The sequence below is a fragment of the Anatilimnocola aggregata genome (genome assembly GCF_007747655.1).
GTDB classification, from domain to species: Bacteria; Planctomycetota; Planctomycetia; order Pirellulales; family Pirellulaceae; genus Anatilimnocola; species Anatilimnocola aggregata.
This window is the reverse complement of record NZ_CP036274.1, coordinates 851,840-869,753: the sequence shown is the minus strand read 5'-3', so window position 1 is coordinate 869,753 and position 17,914 is coordinate 851,840. Positions and strand designations below refer to the sequence as shown.

Here is a 17,914-nt window from a genome sequence, read left to right as displayed (position 1 = left end):
GCCCAAAGACAAGCGAGGAAAAATGCGCGATTACTTTCCAGCACCAAAGGTGTAATTTTTACCAGCCTAGTGCGCAGCACTAGGCTTACTCTAGGAGTAAAGAAGACAGGACTGCTAAATATCCAACTCATCCAGCGAGTCTAGCAAGCTATCGAGTTCGTCCTTGGGCTGCGGAGCGCTGGCTTGCCGCTTGGGCAGGCCGACAGAGGCACCGACGGCAGTGCGGCCGGCGAGTTGCAGTTGCTCGTCGCGCTCGCGGACGGCAGCTTGCTCGGCGGATTCGCCCGTTTCGGGAGCGCCGAAAAGACGCGAGAGATCGATCTTCATGCTGCCGGCCACTTCGGGCGAGCCCGCGATCGATGGCGTCTTGTGCTGCGGGAAGATGATGGCGTTCTCGGGACAAACGCGGCTGCACGCCGGACAGCCCTTGCGACAATTGTCGGGCTGCTCGACGAGGATCGTATCGGCGCGGTCGAGGCCGTAAACGCCGAACAGGCAGAAGTCGATGCACTCCATGCAGTTCGTGCAACGGCTGTAATCGATGACGGGATACCAACGGCGATCGCCGGTCTCTTCGATGCGAATGATTTGCGAAGGTGTTTCGCCACTGGCATCGGCCGACTTGCTTTCCGTCAGGAACGAGAACGGTGTATTCACAGGCGAAAGATCGGGGGCCGAAATGATGGGCAGGGCCGTAGAGTTTGTTGGCTCTGCAAACCGAGCCAGTGCGGCCGGTGAAGGGCCAGACGCTGAAGGACCAGTTGGTTTGCTCCCGATTCCGCCGCCCAGACCACCGAGGCCGATCAATTGCATCGACGCTTCGCGGGCAATCCGTTTCACTTCTTCGACGAACGTTTCCGCCTTAGGCTGCACGCGCAGATCGAGGCAGTAGATCTTGCGATTGGGAAGGTCGCGCGAGTCGTTGACTCGCGTCTTCTCCGACGCTGCTGCGGTTTCTTCAGCTTCGGCAGCTTCATCCTCATCTTCGTCCGTCTCTTCATCGGCCGATTTGAGCAGCGAAGTTCCTTCTTTGCCCCGAATGCCCATGCGGTCGAGCGTCCAGCGCGTGGCCCGATCAAATAGCCAGGCCAGGACGATCATGTTGCCTTTGATGTTCGACAGCGCGAGAGTGCCAGTGCCATCGGGCTTGAGATCATATAGGTGCGGGACAATTACCAGATCGATGCCGGGCTCCATGAGGAGGGCAGCAGCGATGTCTTCTTCCAGCTGGCGCTTGGCTGGATGTTGGCTCTGACCTTGCGAGAGAACGACGGCAATGCGCTTGGCCATGATTTTGTACGTGCTGGGGAGGATTCAAATGGATCGGGATGGTCCAGGACAGGCAAAGGACCAACGCTCAGTTTAGCCTCAAACGGCGGAAAAATGCAGCCTATTCGTTCATCTGGCCTTTGATGGTCCGCTGGGTGACTTCCCAGACGGCGGCGAGGTGTTCGAGATATTGCTGAGCCGTGAGCAACGGGCTGGCCAGGCCGGGAACGGGCTGCATCTCAAATATCCAGCCTGCGCCGTACTTGTCGACGTTGATGGACGACGGGTCGGAGAGAATTTCCTGATTGAACTCCAGCAAGCGGCCGGCCACGGGCGAGTAGAGGCTGCTCTCGGCCTTTTTGCTCTCGATGCTGCCGATTTCCTGTTTCTCTTTCAGGTCGGTGCCGGCGTCGATCGACCAGTCAAGGAAGTAGACGTCCTGCAGCAGCCGCACGGCATAGGCAGAGAAGCCGAAGCGCAGCAGTTCGCCGCGCGGTTCAGCCCACATGTGATTCTTGGCGTAGAGCCTGTCCACGGGAAACTCGGCGACGAATTTCCCCATCTCAAACGTCAGCGGCTCGCTCAAGTGTAGCGAACCCCTTGATGTTGCGATTCGAAGAACGCGGGCAACAACGCGTCGACATGCAGCAGCCCGTCGCGGGTCAGCGTGACGCGGTCGTTGTCAAAGCTGAGCATTCCTTCGGACCGGTGCTGCTGCCAGGCATCGCGGAATTCGTCGAGCACGTCAACGTTGTACTTGTGGCGGAAATAGTTGACGTCGAGATAGCCCTTCTTCAGCAGCAGAATCAACTCGCGAATCAAAAGCTGATGTTGCGTCGGCTGCATCGCACGCAGCAGCGGCAGCTTGTTGTCTTCGAGCAGGGTCTTGGTGTAGTCGGCCCACTCGGTTTTATTCTGATAGTGAATCCCTGCGACGTGCCCAAAGCTGGCGACACCGGTCGCCAGCAGATCGGAACCGCGCCACAAATTATCTCGATAGCTGAAGTTGACCTTGGTCGGGTCTTTCACCAGCGTATAGGCGCTGGAAATGTGATAGCCCACGGCCTGCAGTTCGTCATACGCGTAATTGAGCCAGGCGCGCTTGGTCGGCCAATCGGCAACCGGGCTTTCGATCTGATTGCCGAGCATGTCTTTGGAATAGACAGTGTTGAACGGCAGCTCCATTTGATAGATGGTGACACTATCGGGAGACAGCTCGATCGTCTTCTTGATGTTCTCGCGCCAGTTGTCCCACGTCTCACCGACCATGCCGGAGATGAGGTCGATGTTGACGTTGTGGAACTGAGCATCCTGAATCCACTGCCACGCTTTGTAAACTTCGGGCGACAAGTGAGCCCGGCCGTTTTCTTCCAGCACCGCGTCGCTGAAGTTCTCGACGCCGAGACTCAGCCGCGTGACACCAAGTTCCTTGAGCGTGTGAATCTTCGGTTCTGACAGCGTGCCAGGCTCGCACTCGAACGTCACTTCTTCCGCATGGTCCCAATTGACATGCTTCTTTAAGCGGTCCACGAGCGAGGTCAACTGCTTGGCACTCAAGAACGACGGTGTACCACCGCCGAAATAAACGAAGCGAAACGGCCGGCCACCCATCACCGGCAACTGGCTGACGAGTTCAATCTCTTTTGACAGCGCGGAAACGTAGTATTCGACGTCGTGAGCGTTCTTGTCGGTATAGACGCGAAAATAACAGAACTTGCAGCGCTTACGGCAGAACGGAATGTGCAGATACAGCCCCAGCGGCGTATCGCGCAGCGGCGGGCTATGGAGCGCCTTCTCGATCGCGCCGACTTCTTCCGCCTTCCACTGCGAGAATGGCGGATAGTTGGAGATGAAGTAACTGCCAACTTCGGTTTTTACGGTTTCGATGGTCACGGGAAGCTGTTTCCAAAAAGGCGGGCAATTTGCATGCGGTTATTTCAAAAAATCGCGAACGGCAAGTGTGCAATTGGGAAGGATGTCGGGCAGGAACTCCGTCACCTGAAACACATCCGCTTCTGCCAAGATCTGCGTGGGCCGATCTGCTGAGTAAACGTGCAGCTTGCGTTCTTGTGGATCGAGTACTGCGACAACAAGGATGCCCGCGCTGAGGAACTCGCCGACTTTGGCGACAATCTCGACCCAACGGTCGTACTGAGACCTAACCTCAAACACCAGCTCAGGACTAACGGGCCAATATCCTTCCGGTAGATCGCCACGAGGCATTTTCGCGTAGCTAAAAAACGCCACGTCTGGGGGACGGATTGAATCTGGGTCGCGGTGCGTGATGACACCTGCCTCACTCGTGAGGTGTCCAAGGTCATATTGATCGAGGTAGCGCCCCATGGCACGCGAGATGTTCGAGCAGCACTTGCCGTGAGTTGGGGCGGGAACGTTCATCTCTACAGCCCTGCCGAGGACTAATTCGAATGGCATACTACCGGCGGGAATCGCGATGAACTCCCCCATAGTTAGCAGCTTGGCTGAAGTGCTGGAAACAGTTGGCATGGCTTCTCTTTAACCTCGAGCAAAACTTCTTATGGTGTCTTCACTGCCAACTTTAGTTATTACAGTTTCGATGGTCACGTTTATGCAATTATTTCTAATTCGGCTGCGGCAGAAATCTAAAAAACTCGCGAACAGCAACGGTCCATTCGGGAAGCGATTCGGGCAGGAATTGGTTGAGCTTGAGTTGATCGCCGAAGCCCAGCTCGAAAGGGAGTTGGCTGGCGGCGTTCACGTGAATTAAATACTCGTCTGGATCAACAACAATCACCACAACGACACCCGCTGCGAGATATTCTGAAACTTTGGTAAGGGTTGCGCCGGGGCGGTCTGTGGGGCTTAGCACCTCGAACACAATTTCAGGCGAAACTGGCCAATAGCCGCGTGGCGGTTGATCCTTCGGCAGCCGAACATAGCTTCCAAAGGCGGCATCGGCCCCACGCACCGTATCTGGGGCACGCTTCGTAATGATTCCGCAGTCATTAACCGCGCCGTGACCAACGTCGTGAACCTCAAGATATTTGACCAAGATGCCTCCAATCGCGAGGCAAACCTTACCGTGCGGCAATTGAGTCGGCGGCATCTCAACAATCCTTCCCCTTACCAACTCCGTTACGCGGCCATCATCGGGCATATTCAATAAGTCATCCGCGGTGATCAACTTTTCAGTTGGCGGCGGCAGCGATGAAATGGACATGCGGTAGTTCCTTAACCCTTCGCGCCGTAGCAATAGACGGTGCCGCGGTCGGTGGCGACGACAATATTGCCGTCAGCCACGGCAGCTGAGCCAACAAAGCCGCCGGAAGCCTGCTTTTGCCAGACTTCGTTGCCGGTCTTGCGATCGATTCCGTACAAGCGGCCATCCGCCGCGCCGACAATCACACGTTCGCCCGCGATGACCGGGGAGCTATCGATCCGCTGCTTGGTGGCAAAGCTCCACAACGAGTTGCCATTCACCGGATCGAGAGCGATGACTTTGCGCTCGCGAGTTCCGCAAACCACCATCCCCTCCATCACTGCCGGAGAACTGCGATACGGCTGTCCTGCACCCTTGTCGCGCCAAGTGACCTTCGCTTCCTTCCAGTCGACAGCAAACAGTTCACCGGCTTCGGTGCCAAAGAACACCTGATCGCCGAGAACCGCCGGAGTAACGCCGGTAGGTGCATCGATGGCAACTTCCGCCGCGTCGGCACCTTTCGTCAGATCGACAATGTGCAACTTGCTATCACAGCCCGCGACGAAGCAGCGATCGCCGACGACGGTCGGCGTGCAGCGAATCTGATCTTCGATGGCGTGCTTCCAAACAAGTTTGCCCGTCGCTGCTTCCAAGCAATAGAGGTAGCGATCTTGCGAGCCGAACAGAACTTTGTCTTGCCAGAAATTAGCGCTGGAATCGACTTCGGCTTCAGCCGCGAACTTCCATTTTTCTTTGCCAGTCGCCAGATCGAGGCAGTGGCAGTTGCCGTCGATATCGCCCTGGAAGATCAAGCCATCGCGAACCGCGGGGGCAGCCATGAAGCCGCTATCGATCTTCCAGTGCCATTTCTCTTTGCCGGTTTGCAGATCGAGGGCGAAGAACTTGCCATCGAGATCGCCGATATAGACGACGCCATCGACAATGGCCGGAGTCGATTCGAACGCGCCCCCTTCGACCGACATCTTCCAAAGCTGATCGGGGTTGTCCGCCACTTGGGTCTTGGCAACACCACTAGCCAGCACGTCGCCCCGGAAGACGGGCCAGTTCTTAGCGGTCGCGGCGGGTAACGGGACACTTGTGGGATCCGCTGCCAGCAAGTCATTCGGCCAACCCAGCGAGGCGAGTAGCGGAGCAGCAGAGAGAGCGGTCAGAACTTCGCGACGCGAAAGCTGAGCGTGGGAACCGCGCATGGCATTACTCCGAAAGCACCGACCAAAGTCTGCTGAAGGCCTGAGGGCAAATTATATCAGAAGGCCTGCTGATAAAGGGCCAAAAGTTCGTCCGCACCCACCTTTCGCGGGTTAAACGAGCCCGTCCATTGGGTCGCCGCTTCGGCCGCCAGCTGCGGCAATTTGTCGTAATCGACGTGCAACTCCTCCAGCTTGGTCTTCAGGCCAGCCTTCAAGGTCAGTGCAGCAACGAAGTGGGCCAGTTCATCGACCGTCTCCGGAACAGGCCCCGTGCCGTTGGCGGGCATCGTGCTGAGGAGGTCGAGATACCAGCCCTCGAACTCTTCACCATTGAAGCGAATGACGTGCGGCAGCATCAGACCCACCGCCTGGCCATGCGGCACGTCAAAGTGCGTCGTCAGCGGATTCGCCAAGGCATGTGCGGCACCGAGCATGCTGTTCTCAATGGCAATCCCCGCGAAACTCGCGCCGAGCAACATGGCTCCGCGGGCCTCGACATCGGTCGGCTCGCGCAGCACCTGCGCAAAGTTGCCGGCCAACAATCGCCACGCTTCTCGGCTGAAGGCCAGCGAAGCTGCGTTGCGCTTAGTACAAACGAAGGTCTCAAGCGCGTGCGAAATGGCATCAATTCCGGTGAGCGCCGTGACACGCGGGGGCTGAGTAACGGTGAGTTTGGGGTCGAGAATCGCGACGCGGCACGCTGCTTTTTTATCGCCGCAGGCCATCTTCACGTGCGTCTTGGCATCGCTGATAAGGGCGAATGATTGCGTCTCGCTGCCGGTTCCGGCGGTCGTCGGCACGGCGATCATCGGCAGCATCGGCTTGAGCGCTTTGCCGACGCCCCAGTAGTCTTTCACTTCACCGCCGTTCGTCAGGACGAAGTTGATCCCCTTCGCGCAGTCCATTGAACTGCCGCCACCCAGACCAACAAGCAGTTGGATATCGTGCCGCCGCGCGAACTTCACGCCCGCTTCGACATCGTCGGTGTTGGGGTTCTCGTGAACCGCGCCAAACAACTGCGCTTCGATTCCCGCTTTCACCAGCGAGGCAATTCCTCGCGCTGCATGCCCGGCAGTGATCACACCAGGATCACTCACCACCAGCGCCCGCCGACCACCGAGTTCCGAGGCCAATTCCCCGAGCGTCTCGATCTTGTCAGGACCATAGACGATCCGCGTGCGAGGTTGAAAGTCGAATGCGGTCATCAGGTGAGGCAATCAAAGGTGGGCGGCGGATGGAATCGCTCGAGCCCGCAGCGGGCTCGGCCATAGGACTAAACTCCTGCAACCTGATAAGCGCGCGAACGGTAGAGGAAGTCGATAATACTTCCCTCGTGAGGCTGCAGCCAGTTGAGCCGCGTGGTGGGGATTGGCCCGATGTTCAACCGGTCGATGAACGTGGCATCACTCAGTTGGCCAATCAGTTTTTCGTTCTTGGTGATCGCCGTGCAGACAAGCGTGTAGCCCATCTTCTTCAGCAGTTGATCTTCCGCGCACTTCACCACGGTCGCGAACGGGAACATGTATTCCTTCTTCGCGATCGCTGTGTCCGGCGAAGTCGAGTGGGCGATCACCGGGCGAAGATACGAGCACAGTTCGCGTTCGACGAGCCGTTCGCCGTATTGGCTCGTCATGTCTTTGACGCCGCTTTCCTTCAGGTCGGCTTCGATCATGCTCCACACGCCCTTCCCTTGGCCGGGGACGGTGAACGCCGCCAGCTTGGCTTCGGGATCTTGCGGCGGCTTTACTTCGATCGGGCCGAGCTTTTTGGCCAGGGCAGCAGCGATTTCTTCCGTATGGCGCGGAGCCCACACACCGGAGGCATTGATGCAACCGCGGCCGCTGTTGGTGGCGATGCTCTCGGCCATGATGTCAATGTGTTGTTCCCAGTTATCGACTTCGTCGTCGCCGAGGATGATCTTCGAGAAACCGGGCCCGTGTGCTTGGACGCGGTGATTCCCCTTGTACTTCTCGACGGTTTGCGCGCTGCCGAAGATCATGGAGCGGTCGAGGGCTTCGAGCAGAGCGCCGCCCGCATCGTGGCCGCCGGGATAGACGCCGAAGACTTCCTTCGGAATGCCAGCCTGCGTAAAGGCCGAGACGATGCGATAGACGGTCCAAGGCTCTTGCGAACCGGGCTTGAGCGCCAGGCCCACTTGTAGCGGAATCACCGGCAGCCAGAGCGTATGCACACCGGGCGAATTCGACGGCAGCACCGCGCCCAGCACCGGAGCCTGGCACTGATAGCTGACGATCACGTTCCGGTGCTCCATCCCCCAGCCTTTGGTGAGGATGTTCAGATCGAGACCGCGCGTCAGGCAGTCCATGATCTTGTCCATGTTCCGCAGCACGAAGCTGTTCTTCGTGATGTTCGCCTTGCAGAGCGACTCGGGCAGCCCCGTGGTCGACGATTGCTGGCGGACGAAGTCGTCGGGCGATTGCGTGCCGTCACCCATGGGCAGCGTGCCGGTCTCGTACAGATCGGCAGCCACGCGGAGCTTGGAGATGATATCGGCGATCGGGAATTGCCGGAGGATATCCCGGCACTTCCAAGCCTTGTTCATATCGCGCTTGACGATGCCGCCATTGGCCTGACTGACCTTAGCCACGGGCTCGCCAGTATAGAAGTGCTTGATCTCGTCCACTTCCAGCGATTCGTAAGGTTCACCCCAGCGGAGTACGGGGATATTCAGCATAGTCTTCTCGATAAATGTTTGGGTGAAGTGAAGGCAGGGGGCGAGGTGCGGGAGACGCGGGGCGAGGGGAAATGCATTCCAACTGATTTACACGAACGTGGCGGGAGCCGACACCAATCCCTCGTCTCCCGCCTCTCGTCCCTCGCCTCGTTGTTCCTAATACACTCCCACCGTCGTGGAACTGGCAATGCCGCGCCAGGGCTTCACACCGCTGACGCCGTCCCAGGGGTAAGCAGCGTAGGGCTGTTCGCGCTCGCCTTCGTCCCGCTCCATGAAGCCGGGAACGAAGAACTCCTTGGTGAGCGTGGTCAGCTTGACGCGGCCCGACTCGCCATAGCCCACAGGTTGGTTGTAATTGTCGAACTCGACAACTTCCACCACCGCGCGGGGCTGAGGAGCGTAGTACGAAATCTTGTACCCTTCTTCTTTGCTCACGGGCTTGCTGCAGGCGAGGCCCATCAGCGTGTTGCCGTAGGTCGGCGTCATGTAGATGCCGCTCTCTTCGGGCGGACCGCCGAAGTATTCTTCGACGCAGAACCGCGTGAACTGCGGCGTGAACTCGGTGCCGCCGGAGAAAATGCCGGTGATGCCCGTATCGGCGAAGGACTTCCCCTTCTTCTCGAGTGCCTGGCACAGCGCGTCGAGCAGTTTGGGCGTGGTGAACATGCACTTCACGTCGTGCCCCGCTTCTAGCACGGTTAGGGCCTGATCGATGCAGTGGTCCTTGTACGCTTCGAGATGTTCCATCCATCCCTTCTTGATCAGCTTGACGACCCAACGGGGATCGAGATCCACGCAGAAGCAGATGCCGCCGCGATGCTGACAGAGATGTTCGACGGCGAGACGCAGGCGGCGCGGACCGCTGGGGCCGAGCATCAGCCAGTTGGCACCGCGAGGAAAATACTTGTCCGGCAGCGTGTCGCTGAAGTTTTCGTAGTCGGTCCAGTGATCGGTCACGACCATGCGGCTCTTGGGAATGCCCGTCGTGCCGCCTGTTTCAAAAACATAGACAGGTTGGCCGGCCAAACCCTTCGGCACCCAGCGGTCGATGGGACCACCGCGGAGCCATTCATCTTCGAACTCGGGGAACTTCTTAATGTCGTCGAAGTTCTTCACTTCTTTGAGCGGATCGAATTTCAGCTCGCGCTTCTTTTCGAGCCAAAACGGGGAACCCGTCGAGTCGTGAAAATGCCACTGCACCGTTTCATAGGCGTGGGCGTCGAGTTTTTCCTTCGCTGTCTTGACGCGGGATTCCAATTCCGCTGCGGGAATCACTTCCGGTTTCATTCCGGTTCCTCTGCGAGTCTAGCTAGTGGTGGGAGAAGCTGTAGGCGGGGACGCTTCGAGCCATTCACCATATCCGACCGGCCAGCCGTCGACAACTCTCGCCCCCACTTGTGGCTGAGACCAGCAACATTCTGGCGCGTGCTGGAATGAGATTTCGGCATCGGGTGGCACGGGTTCTTCTCGTGCTCTTCCCTTGTCTTATGAGGTAGGGCTCCTGACCAAGTCTGGCGGGCGTCAACTCAATTTCTCGATGCGCTGCAGCGCGGCCTTACCTCAGAACGGCTTGAACTCCACCAACGATTGTCATTCTCGCCTGCTAAAAAATGGCCAGCAAACACGGGTGGAACCCGTGCCACCCTGCCGCCTTTGTAGATAGCCAGAAGGTCAGGTCGGTACTCCGCCCTGACTCAATGCGGGTGCGAGTGACGGGTGCCACGCAACGCCGTGAACCCTTTTTAGGCAGCGGTCGTGAGGTAGCGGGCGCGATGGATTTGGGACTTGGTGGCGAGTAGGAACTCGGGAGAGCCAGCGGGCGGGTCGGGACGTTTTTTGCGAGGATAGTTGCGGCTGGATTTGTTGGCTCGCTCGTAGGTGTCGCGCACTGCTTGAGGGAGTTGGTGGGGGAGCGATTGTTGCCGAGCCAGCGGATGTCGATAGTCGCGCATCAGCCGCCGATACGTGCGCCAGACGCCCGCTAGGCTGAGTTGAGTAGGATCTAGTTGTACGCGCGTCGCTTGGACCTGAGCATCGAGCGCCATGCTCCATAGTCCCAGCAGCGACCACTCCAACTCCAAACGCGCATGCGCGGCATTGGTGCTGCGAAGTTTGCGGCGCTGATACGTTTGCTTCAAGTGGCGAAAGAAGAGTTCCACGCCCCAGCGACGACGGTAAACGTCGAGGACTTGCCCGCGCGATAATTCTTCTTCTCCGACGCTGGTGAGCAAGTAGACCGGATACTTTCCACCAGTGGCCACGACGAGGCGTAACACGAGCGGCGGCTGACTGCGACGGGCAGCACGATCGGGCCAGAGATACACCGTGCCAACGACTTCGCGGGAGAAGCCCAGCTTGTACAGCAGACGCACATTCGAACCGACTCGCACCAGGAAATGGCGACCACTGTTAACAACGGCGCGCAGACAATCGTAACCCACGAAGCCAGCATCGGCGGTGATCAGGGCATTGCTCGGAAGTTCGTCGAGCATCGCCAACCAATGCTCGCGCTCGCTACTGCCGGTCGGACCGATTCGCCACGACCAAGGCAGTCCTGTGCCGACGTGAAACAGCAGGGTCAACCACATTTGCGGGACGCTTGCCTTGCGCGAGTGAATCGCGGTGCGCGGTTTCTGGCGACGATTGCGTTTGAGTTTTCGTCCCTTACCATCGCGAACCGGAGCATGTGCCGCCTCGTGTGACTTGCTTCGCGGCACGTCGACTCGGCTGCCATCAATGCCGAAGAGGACCAGGCCATGAACTCGCCAAAGGGTGGGTAATGCACGCTGCATCTGCCGTCGAAACGTCACCTGCAATACGCCGACCAGCAGCACCGTCCAACGCAGCAGCAACTTCATGAAGGCTTGCACCGAACTGGCAAACTCCTGTTGCGGCGCAAACAGAAATTGAGCTAATCTGCGGGCAGCAAAGAAGCGGTCCCCCAGCGTGAGTTCATCCGACCAAGCCCAGAGCAACGCCGTGGCCGCCAATTGCCGTGGGCCCCACGTGCAGTCGTCACGAAACCGAATCGCACCCCAGTCCCCCTCGCCGAGCAATCGCTCCAGTGACTGCTTGAGCTGATCCGCTTGGAACTCGGCAACGACAACCTGACTTCGACCTTGCTGACTTCGACTAGGGTCTTGATGCGACATTCCCGAATCCTTTCGGGTGAGCGGTGAACGATCCTTTCGCGGTGAGAAACGAAAGCATCGCCACTAACCTCAATCGCATCAAGACTTTTTCACTCTCGCCAAAAAGGGTTCACGGCGTTGGGTGGCACGCTTGGCTGACTGCTGATTTTTCGGGTGGCACGGGTGTTCTCACCCGTGTTCTCCCCTGTCTTATGAGGTACGGCTCCGTCGCCAAGAACGACAGAAACCAGCTCCGATGTCGCCCACCAGGGAAGTGCCGCCTTACCCCAAAATGGCTCGCATTCCACCAGACGTTGCCAGTCGTTCTCGCCCCAAAATGGCCACCAAACACGGGTGAGTACACCCGTGCCACCCTACGCCGCAAGTATTAGCACCCAAGAAAAATAGCTGGGACGGGGCTCGAACCCGTACGGTGGATTACCCACCACAGGATTTTAAGCGTCCACCAGCTCCGAACTTTGACAACATATCCCGGCAAACCGGATTCTGACCGCAGCATTCTGCTGTAAACCATTAGAGTTAGCCACTTTGCACCTGGTCTTGACGGGCATCAACTGATGCACCTGTCAGTGATATCATCTAAAGGTAAAAACATTAACCGTGTTGCGATATCACGCAAAGGTTCTTAAAGTTACCTTGCGGTGATATTCGATACAGGTGACCAAGGAGGCTCTCATGGCGAAGAAAGCAAAAAAGAAGGCAGAGGCTGTTGAAAGCGATAAAGTGCCCTTCCAGGTGCGATTTGATCGTGACCTTCATCAGGAGTTGGTGAAGCTCTCAGAGCAAACCGGAATTAGTGTAAACCAATTGGTGCAAGGAATGTGTCGAGGGGCGTTGTCATCAGCTCAAGTTGGGCAGTGGAATGAGTTTGGAATGATGGAGGGAGACAAGCCAACGCGTTTCTTAATTTCCAAACCCGCGAAGGGTTGCGTATGGTTCGGCTCGAAGGGCATTTTTGATAGCGATGTACCGGAGATCACCGACCGTGGGACGTTTTGGTTTGGTATCGATATTCGAGAACGGGGCGACGTTCACTTTGGCGTCCGGTGATGGACATATCGTTCAGCAACTTTGGGAACATCGAAATGACCAGTGAAAAGCCGAACGGCGAGATCAAGTCGAACGTGCCAAACTGCCGCAGAGTGTGGAGCGAAGGCATGAAGCTGAAACGCTTTCACTTCGATGCGGCCTATCTTGCCAAGCTGCAGCAAGTCGCGAAGGCGAATGGCATCACGACAACTGCAGCTCTGAACGAGGCTATCGCGAAGTACGTTGCTTTGCGACCGGCATAATCGAGCGACCACAGGGAGGTGGCCAATTCTATTTCAATTCGAACGCCTGAACGATCACGCCACTAGCTTCGGCGAAGCGCACGCAATCGCGTGTGACGCCTCGTCGGTGATCCATCTTCGAGAACAATCATTGCGGCACTCGCGATTGCAGCGGAGCCGGAAGCGGCTTTGGCGTGATCGCTTGGAAGCGGTGCCAGTTGTCCAGCTATGGGGCCGGTCGAGTCCCCTTCGCCTTCACCTCATCCCGTCGCTCTTTTGTCTTTGCGACGGATGAGCGTGAAAGGCGTGGGGACGATACCCCTTTGTCGATCCTTGTTCGGAGCTTTAAGCAGGGAGGATTAACACGTGAGAGCGAGCATTGAGAGGCGAGCAAAGAGGTGGTTTGTCCGGATCATGGCACTTGATTTGGGAGATCGTTGCCTAATCCAGCGAGAATTGATGGCCGCAATGAAAGACTTCAAACGGATTGCGTTGAGCGAACGTGAATTCGTTGAAGTTAGTTGCTTGATGTGGTCGGCAGCAGCGTGGAGGGTCAATCCGACTCTGACTGAACAGCAAATTCAGAATGGCATGCTGCAGATTATTCAGGGAGCAAAGAAAGCGGCGTAGGCAAAAACGAAAAAACCCAGCGGGTCCGTGAAGTTTGGCGACAGAACGGACCTGCCAGGCGTACAGCAATTTCAGCACACGGAGGTTAGTCAATGTGCCTCAAAGGCAACTGTGATCATACGTCTATAGGCAATGTCGGCCAAGGGCATTCAAGCTCTGGGGCAAAGGCTGCAGCGAGGGCGGCGGGAGCGAGCGAAGCGAGCCCCGCCGTCCCGCCAGCCGTCGCCCCTTATCTTGAATCCAGTCGAAGTACTGTGGACTGGAACGCACAAGGCGTCTGGCCCCATCACGGAGACTTGAAGGAAGAGAAACACCTGGAGTGTCGGGCCGTCGGTTGTCGGTCAAGGTTTTGCAAGCACTGCTGCGTCTCGCTGGGATTGAGCCTGCGAAAACGCCTGGTGCCAGTCCTGCAGACATTCAGTGCATTGATGATGGTCACTCTCACCGTTGATCCGAAGCTATTCGGCTCGCCTGTGGAAGCGTACCGCTACGTGCGTGAGAAGCGGGCGATTGCCGAGCTCGTGCGAGCACTGAAGAAAGCCGGCCACTTGAGAAGCAATCGATACTTTTACGTGGTCGAGTTCCACAAAAACGGTTGGGCACATTTTCACTTGCTGCTAGAAGCTGAGTTCATCCCGTTTAAAGTGCTCTGCCAACTGTGGGGCCGGAATCGTCCGAAGTCAGCTCCTGCATGGGGGCACAAGTATGAAGAGTCGTTAGCAGGAGTGGAGCCGGAGTTCGGTACGTGCCGAATCTCGGTTGGCAAGTTTAGTGGAGGGGCTCACCATGCCGCGTGCTATGCCACGAAGTACATGGTGAAGTACCCCGAACATGGGTTTCCGCAATGGACCTTCGACGAAATGAACGCAGGGCGTCGAATCCGGCTTTACCAAACTAGCCACGGCCTGCTGCCTGGGAAGCCGTCGAGCAAAAACAAATGTGCGAACGCTGAGGAAGAGTCCGGCGTGGCAGAACATTCTGCGGACTGCTTCTGCGATGCATGTCGAGCAGGGGAACATCATCCGACCAAAAAAGAGCAGCGAACTATCGAGGATCGTCTTGCGGACTGCGGCACGCGTGCGGCAGTGCTCGAAGTCACGGAAGTTAAGGATGAGACCGGCAAGGTTGTCAGGTCGAGTCGTCGCTTTTGGCGGATGCTGGAAATCACCTTTGCCCAAGCGTGCGTCGTTCTCGATTTTCAGGAGGTCGGCAAACGCTGGGTGCAATTGAAGGAAGGCGATTGGTTTCGGCTTGTCGCCACTCGTGGGCATACTCCGTCGGTAATCGGCGGCGGAATCAATGCGGCGGACGTGGCGAGGTTTGCGGAGTTCGACCAATGGAATGCGTCGGGCGGGGTGATATAGGTGCAGGGAGGGGCAGGGATGGCAACGGGTTATCGAATCGTTGAGTTCAAAAAGAGACCGTACGCGGTTCGTTGGTTTGATCCAACAACGGGTACTGAGCGGCAACAATCACTGGGGACGAAAGACCGCCACGAAGCGGAACGCCTGGCAGGCGAATTCGTGTCCCGCCTAGTGCAAGGCCGGCCGGCCGAAGATCTCACTTGGTCGAATTTCCGTCTGCGTTTTGAAGAGGAACGCATGCCGGTGATGTCGGAAGGCACTCGCGAAACGTACGGCGTGACGTTCAAGTTCTTCGAAAGGGCGGTCGGGGCGATCAGGTTGCAACTGATCAACGCGGCGGTGCTGAGTCAGTTTCAAGCGTGGCTGCGGAAGCGAGATTTGAAGGAAATCACGATTCTGAAACACATGCGACAACTGCGAGCTGCGTTGCAGTGGGCCTACGATTTGGAGTTGATCGTCCGCATGCCCTCGGTGCCGAAGGGTGTGCGGGGTAGCGTTCCCAAGACGATGAAGGGACGACCGCTCTCCCCGATAGAGTTCGAGCAGTTCTTAGAGGCGATTCAGCACGTTGTTGGAGTGGAACAGGGGGCGGCCTGGTCTTTCTTCTCGCGTGGGCTGTGGTGGCAAGGTCTGCGAGTCGGCGAAGCTCTCAATTTGTCCTGGGATCGGCACGACCGGCATCGGATCGACCTGACAACTCAAGCTCATCCTGTCATTTGGATTCGTGGCCAACTGGAGAAGGGCAAACGCGACCGGATGCATCCAGTCGCACCGGAATTTGCGGAGCTGCTTCGCCAGGTTCCCGAGGAAGAGCGGTGCGGCCAGGTGTTCCGATTGCCTGGTGTCGCCAGGTCAACGGTTTCGCATGTGGGAGCGGCGATCGGTCGGCGAGCTGGGCTGCTGGTGCGAAAAGATGCTCTGACGGGCAAAGAAAAGTACGCGAGCTTTCACGATCTGCGGCGGTCGTGCGCTCTACGTTGGGCCGCGCATCTGAGCCCCCAAGACCTGATGGAGTTCATGCGACACTCGTCCATGCAAGTGACAATGGATTACTACGTGGGCCAACGGGCAATGGAAGTTGCGTCTCGAATGAATTCGTACACTAATCAAGAATCTCAGTTGCCCAGCAATTAGCAACAAATTGTTCGGTGGTTCTTGCGCTCGAAAGTACCTCGACCAGTTGTTGGTACGAGCCCGTAGCGCTTCCGCCTGGAAATCGGAGAGTGAACCTATCGATTGGCACGACGCCCAAGTAAGTATCAATGCTGCACTCTGAGCCGCAGAATCCTAGCTTCTCAATGAGCAACAGGATGTGAGCCCTAAGCCGCAAGTCATCCTCGTTGGGCTTCGGTTCGGTCGTGTACATGCTGGACATTGTACAGGCATCCAAGTCGGTTCAGCGTTTGGGTGCTCTAACAAGCAGCGATTTCGACCCAAAAAGTGATCTTGTGTCACGTGACGAAATGGAGCAAACTCGCACCCGCGACTAGTCGCCTCTGAATTGCATTCTTCGCAAGTGTTGTCGTGGTAAGTAGCTGGGACGGGGCTCGAACCCGTACGGTGGATTACCCACCACAGGATTTTAAGTCACCTGTCATCGTACGGCCAAGGTCCGACCATCGTTCTCGCTGCGGTTTTTGTGTATCTTTCGTATTGCCGTTCTGATGCCGAACGAGCGATTTTACAGCGTTTTTGGGTACAAGTTTTCGATTGTACCCACTTTGATTCTGGGCAGGGGAGTCATGACCCCGCGGCCTGCCGGTGCTCTGGACTCATCCCCGGGGCGCCGGCGGGCCACCTGGTTAAGGATGAGGTTCGATGTTGGAATCGATTGCGCATGAGGAGTTTCGTCAAACATACTTGGCGGCGGCCGAGTGTTTACAGTGCTCACATGAATTGGTGGCGTTGGCTAAGGCGAACGACATTATTCCCGATGGCTATTACGATAGCATCGCCTGGATTATCCAGAGCCTTCGGCTAAGCCTGGATGAGCTCGAAGAGTGGCTAGAAACTCCGGAAATTTACAGCTGCATTGTTCGCGCAGTTCTGCAAGAACCGTCTATAGCCGGAGAGCGTTTCCCCTCCTGCCACCATCTTGCGATGAACGTTGCACAGCACACGATCAAGTTCTTTGAGACAGGGTTGATCGATCAAGGCACTTGGCGCCCGATCAGCGATGAGTTCTGGCCGATAGCACATATGGCATTCACTCGACTTGAATCGACCGACCAATATGAACACGAATCATGGCCGGGATATCGGGACCTTCTTCTGGCGGAGTCTGTTCGTGCATCATACCTTTGCACTTCGCCGCCAGATAATCCACTGGAAGCCAGCGAAGTTCCTCCAGATTATCGGGACGGTGGGAACATGAATGGTGAACCTCTCACAGCAACGTACATCGCAAGCGAAGGAACCACTTGGGGATTGAGTGCCGGTGATTTGAGCGGGTACCGAAGATCGCAGAAGATCCAGACGATTTACGCCAAGATTGACTCGAACAGGAGCGTGCGCGTTCACAACTACCATGACCTCCTACAAATCCGGGAAGAGCGCGCAAGAAGAGGCTTGGAGAATGACTAACTTCTGTGCGCACACAACTTTTTAGCCAGAATTTCTAGCATTTATTGCCCCGGTTTTCCCGGGGCTTTTCGTTTCTTGCCGGCGCACAAAACTTCGAGTTTCGTGATCCGCACTTTCTGCCGCTAATCTCGGCTCTGCCGAAACGGTAATCGCACGATATCCGAACGATGGTGACCACGGGTGTCCCTGGCTCACTTAATAGTTTTGGGTGTGTGCCTGCGAATGTGACTGTTTACGAGCGAGGACTTTATGAGAAAAACCAAATCAGTGGAGATTCCCCAGCGCGAAATCAAGCCTGACGTCATGTATCCCTTGCCGAGTGCAATGGACACGCTTGGGATTGGGCGGGCCGGGATGCGAAGCATGCGGCGAGCTGGACTCGAAGTGAAGTACATCGCCGGCCGCGGATTCGTGATGGGTAGCGAGCTGATCCGCGTGATCACCACCACCGGAAAAGAGACTAAGAATTCGCAACTGAAGGTGGTTGCAAGCTAATCCACAAAAAAGCCGGCAAACAACTGCAAATTGTTGCCGGCTCGAGTTTGAGAGTTCACCCCGAAA

The 17,914-nt window shown here is 57.1% G+C and carries 17 protein-coding genes; 7 read left to right on the top strand and 10 right to left on the bottom strand.

Translation table 11 applies throughout. The annotated features are described in order from the left end of the window. Window positions 1–114 precede the first annotated feature (114 nt). From ETAA8_RS03320 to ETAA8_RS03275, 10 genes are all read right to left on the bottom strand, one after another. On the bottom strand, window positions 115–1,290 hold the full coding sequence (locus tag ETAA8_RS03320; RefSeq protein WP_145084842.1) for an ATP-binding protein: 1,176 nt from the start codon (window positions 1,288–1,290) through the stop codon (window positions 115–117). 100 nt (window positions 1,291–1,390) lie between these two features. Beyond that, window positions 1,391–1,855, bottom strand: a complete 465-nt coding sequence (locus ETAA8_RS03315; protein WP_238397668.1) for a glycine cleavage system protein H — start codon at window positions 1,853–1,855, stop codon at window positions 1,391–1,393. Then, window positions 1,852–3,162: a coproporphyrinogen-III oxidase family protein gene (locus tag ETAA8_RS03310; protein WP_145084839.1), complete on the bottom strand. Its 1,311-nt coding sequence runs from the start codon at window positions 3,160–3,162 to the stop codon at window positions 1,852–1,854. Before ETAA8_RS03310 ends, ETAA8_RS03315 begins: the two co-directional genes overlap by 4 nt. Before the next feature lie 39 nt (window positions 3,163–3,201). Further along, the gene (locus tag ETAA8_RS03305; RefSeq protein WP_145084836.1) at window positions 3,202–3,774 is read right to left on the bottom strand and encodes a Uma2 family endonuclease; all 573 of its coding nucleotides are present in this window, start codon (window positions 3,772–3,774) and stop codon (window positions 3,202–3,204) included. A gap of 94 nt (window positions 3,775–3,868) precedes the next feature. Continuing rightward, the gene (locus ETAA8_RS03300) at window positions 3,869–4,468 is read right to left on the bottom strand and encodes a Uma2 family endonuclease (protein WP_145084833.1); all 600 of its coding nucleotides are present in this window, start codon (window positions 4,466–4,468) and stop codon (window positions 3,869–3,871) included. Window positions 4,469–4,479: 11 nt separating this feature from the next. After that, entirely contained in the window at window positions 4,480–5,658 is a 1,179-nt protein-coding gene (locus ETAA8_RS03295) for an outer membrane protein assembly factor BamB family protein (RefSeq protein WP_145084831.1), read from the bottom strand. Window positions 5,659–5,714: 56 nt separating this feature from the next. Then, the gene (locus tag ETAA8_RS03290; protein WP_145084828.1) at window positions 5,715–6,863 is read right to left on the bottom strand and encodes an iron-containing alcohol dehydrogenase; all 1,149 of its coding nucleotides are present in this window, start codon (window positions 6,861–6,863) and stop codon (window positions 5,715–5,717) included. A gap of 68 nt (window positions 6,864–6,931) precedes the next feature. Next, complete coding sequence (locus tag ETAA8_RS03285; protein ID WP_145084826.1) at window positions 6,932–8,353, bottom strand: aldehyde dehydrogenase family protein; 1,422 nt, start codon at window positions 8,351–8,353, stop codon at window positions 6,932–6,934. 156 nt (window positions 8,354–8,509) lie between these two features. After that, entirely contained in the window at window positions 8,510–9,640 is a 1,131-nt protein-coding gene (locus ETAA8_RS03280) for a phenylacetate--CoA ligase family protein (protein ID WP_145084823.1), read from the bottom strand. Window positions 9,641–10,095: 455 nt separating this feature from the next. Next, on the bottom strand, window positions 10,096–11,505 hold the full coding sequence (locus ETAA8_RS03275) for a transposase (RefSeq protein ID WP_145083689.1): 1,410 nt from the start codon (window positions 11,503–11,505) through the stop codon (window positions 10,096–10,098). A 675-nt stretch (window positions 11,506–12,180) separates the two neighbouring features. Between ETAA8_RS03275 and ETAA8_RS03270 the strand changes: the two genes are divergently transcribed. The 7 genes from ETAA8_RS03270 (at window position 12,181) to ETAA8_RS03245 (ending at window position 17,848) form a co-directional block, all read left to right on the top strand. Then, a complete protein-coding gene (locus tag ETAA8_RS03270) occupies window positions 12,181–12,555 on the top strand; it encodes a hypothetical protein (RefSeq protein WP_145084820.1) in 375 nt (124 codons plus the stop codon). Between the two features lie 35 nt (window positions 12,556–12,590). Next, window positions 12,591–12,797 carry a hypothetical protein gene (locus tag ETAA8_RS03265; protein ID WP_145084817.1) on the top strand — a complete coding sequence of 69 codons (207 nt, stop codon included), beginning with the start codon at window positions 12,591–12,593 and terminating at the stop codon, window positions 12,795–12,797. Window positions 12,798–13,244: 447 nt separating this feature from the next. Continuing rightward, window positions 13,245–13,406 carry a hypothetical protein gene (locus tag ETAA8_RS34325; RefSeq protein WP_202921531.1) on the top strand — a complete coding sequence of 54 codons (162 nt, stop codon included), beginning with the start codon at window positions 13,245–13,247 and terminating at the stop codon, window positions 13,404–13,406. A gap of 428 nt (window positions 13,407–13,834) precedes the next feature. Beyond that, window positions 13,835–14,770: a rolling circle replication-associated protein gene (locus ETAA8_RS03260; protein ID WP_145084814.1), complete on the top strand. Its 936-nt coding sequence runs from the start codon at window positions 13,835–13,837 to the stop codon at window positions 14,768–14,770. A gap of 18 nt (window positions 14,771–14,788) precedes the next feature. Then, entirely contained in the window at window positions 14,789–15,904 is a 1,116-nt protein-coding gene (locus ETAA8_RS03255) for a tyrosine-type recombinase/integrase (protein WP_145084811.1), read from the top strand. Window positions 15,905–16,588: 684 nt separating this feature from the next. Continuing rightward, a complete protein-coding gene (locus ETAA8_RS03250) occupies window positions 16,589–17,353 on the top strand; it encodes a hypothetical protein (RefSeq protein ID WP_145084808.1) in 765 nt (254 codons plus the stop codon). Window positions 17,354–17,602: 249 nt separating this feature from the next. Beyond that, complete coding sequence (locus ETAA8_RS03245; RefSeq protein WP_145084806.1) at window positions 17,603–17,848, top strand: hypothetical protein; 246 nt, start codon at window positions 17,603–17,605, stop codon at window positions 17,846–17,848. Window positions 17,849–17,914: the final 66 nt, after the last annotated feature.

Coding starts and splice junctions, on each gene's coding strand:
- ETAA8_RS03320 (WP_145084842.1), bottom strand. CDS start 1,290: ATGGCCAAGCGCATTGCCGTCGTTCTCTCGCAAGGTCAGAGCCAACAT.
- ETAA8_RS03305 (WP_145084836.1), bottom strand. CDS start 3,774: ATGCCAACTGTTTCCAGCACTTCAGCCAAGCTGCTAACTATGGGGGAG.
- ETAA8_RS03300 (WP_145084833.1), bottom strand. CDS start 4,468: ATGTCCATTTCATCGCTGCCGCCGCCAACTGAAAAGTTGATCACCGCG.
- ETAA8_RS03295 (WP_145084831.1), bottom strand. CDS start 5,658: ATGCGCGGTTCCCACGCTCAGCTTTCGCGTCGCGAAGTTCTGACCGCT.
- ETAA8_RS03290 (WP_145084828.1), bottom strand. CDS start 6,863: ATGACCGCATTCGACTTTCAACCTCGCACGCGGATCGTCTATGGTCCT.
- ETAA8_RS03285 (WP_145084826.1), bottom strand. CDS start 8,353: ATGCTGAATATCCCCGTACTCCGCTGGGGTGAACCTTACGAATCGCTG.
- ETAA8_RS03280 (WP_145084823.1), bottom strand. CDS start 9,640: ATGAAACCGGAAGTGATTCCCGCAGCGGAATTGGAATCCCGCGTCAAG.
- ETAA8_RS03275 (WP_145083689.1), bottom strand. CDS start 11,505: ATGTCGCATCAAGACCCTAGTCGAAGTCAGCAAGGTCGAAGTCAGGTT.
- ETAA8_RS03270 (WP_145084820.1), top strand. CDS start 12,181: ATGGCGAAGAAAGCAAAAAAGAAGGCAGAGGCTGTTGAAAGCGATAAA.
- ETAA8_RS03265 (WP_145084817.1), top strand. CDS start 12,591: ATGACCAGTGAAAAGCCGAACGGCGAGATCAAGTCGAACGTGCCAAAC.
- ETAA8_RS34325 (WP_202921531.1), top strand. CDS start 13,245: ATGAAAGACTTCAAACGGATTGCGTTGAGCGAACGTGAATTCGTTGAA.
- ETAA8_RS03260 (WP_145084814.1), top strand. CDS start 13,835: ATGATGGTCACTCTCACCGTTGATCCGAAGCTATTCGGCTCGCCTGTG.
- ETAA8_RS03255 (WP_145084811.1), top strand. CDS start 14,789: ATGGCAACGGGTTATCGAATCGTTGAGTTCAAAAAGAGACCGTACGCG.
- ETAA8_RS03250 (WP_145084808.1), top strand. CDS start 16,589: ATGTTGGAATCGATTGCGCATGAGGAGTTTCGTCAAACATACTTGGCG.
- ETAA8_RS03245 (WP_145084806.1), top strand. CDS start 17,603: ATGAGAAAAACCAAATCAGTGGAGATTCCCCAGCGCGAAATCAAGCCT.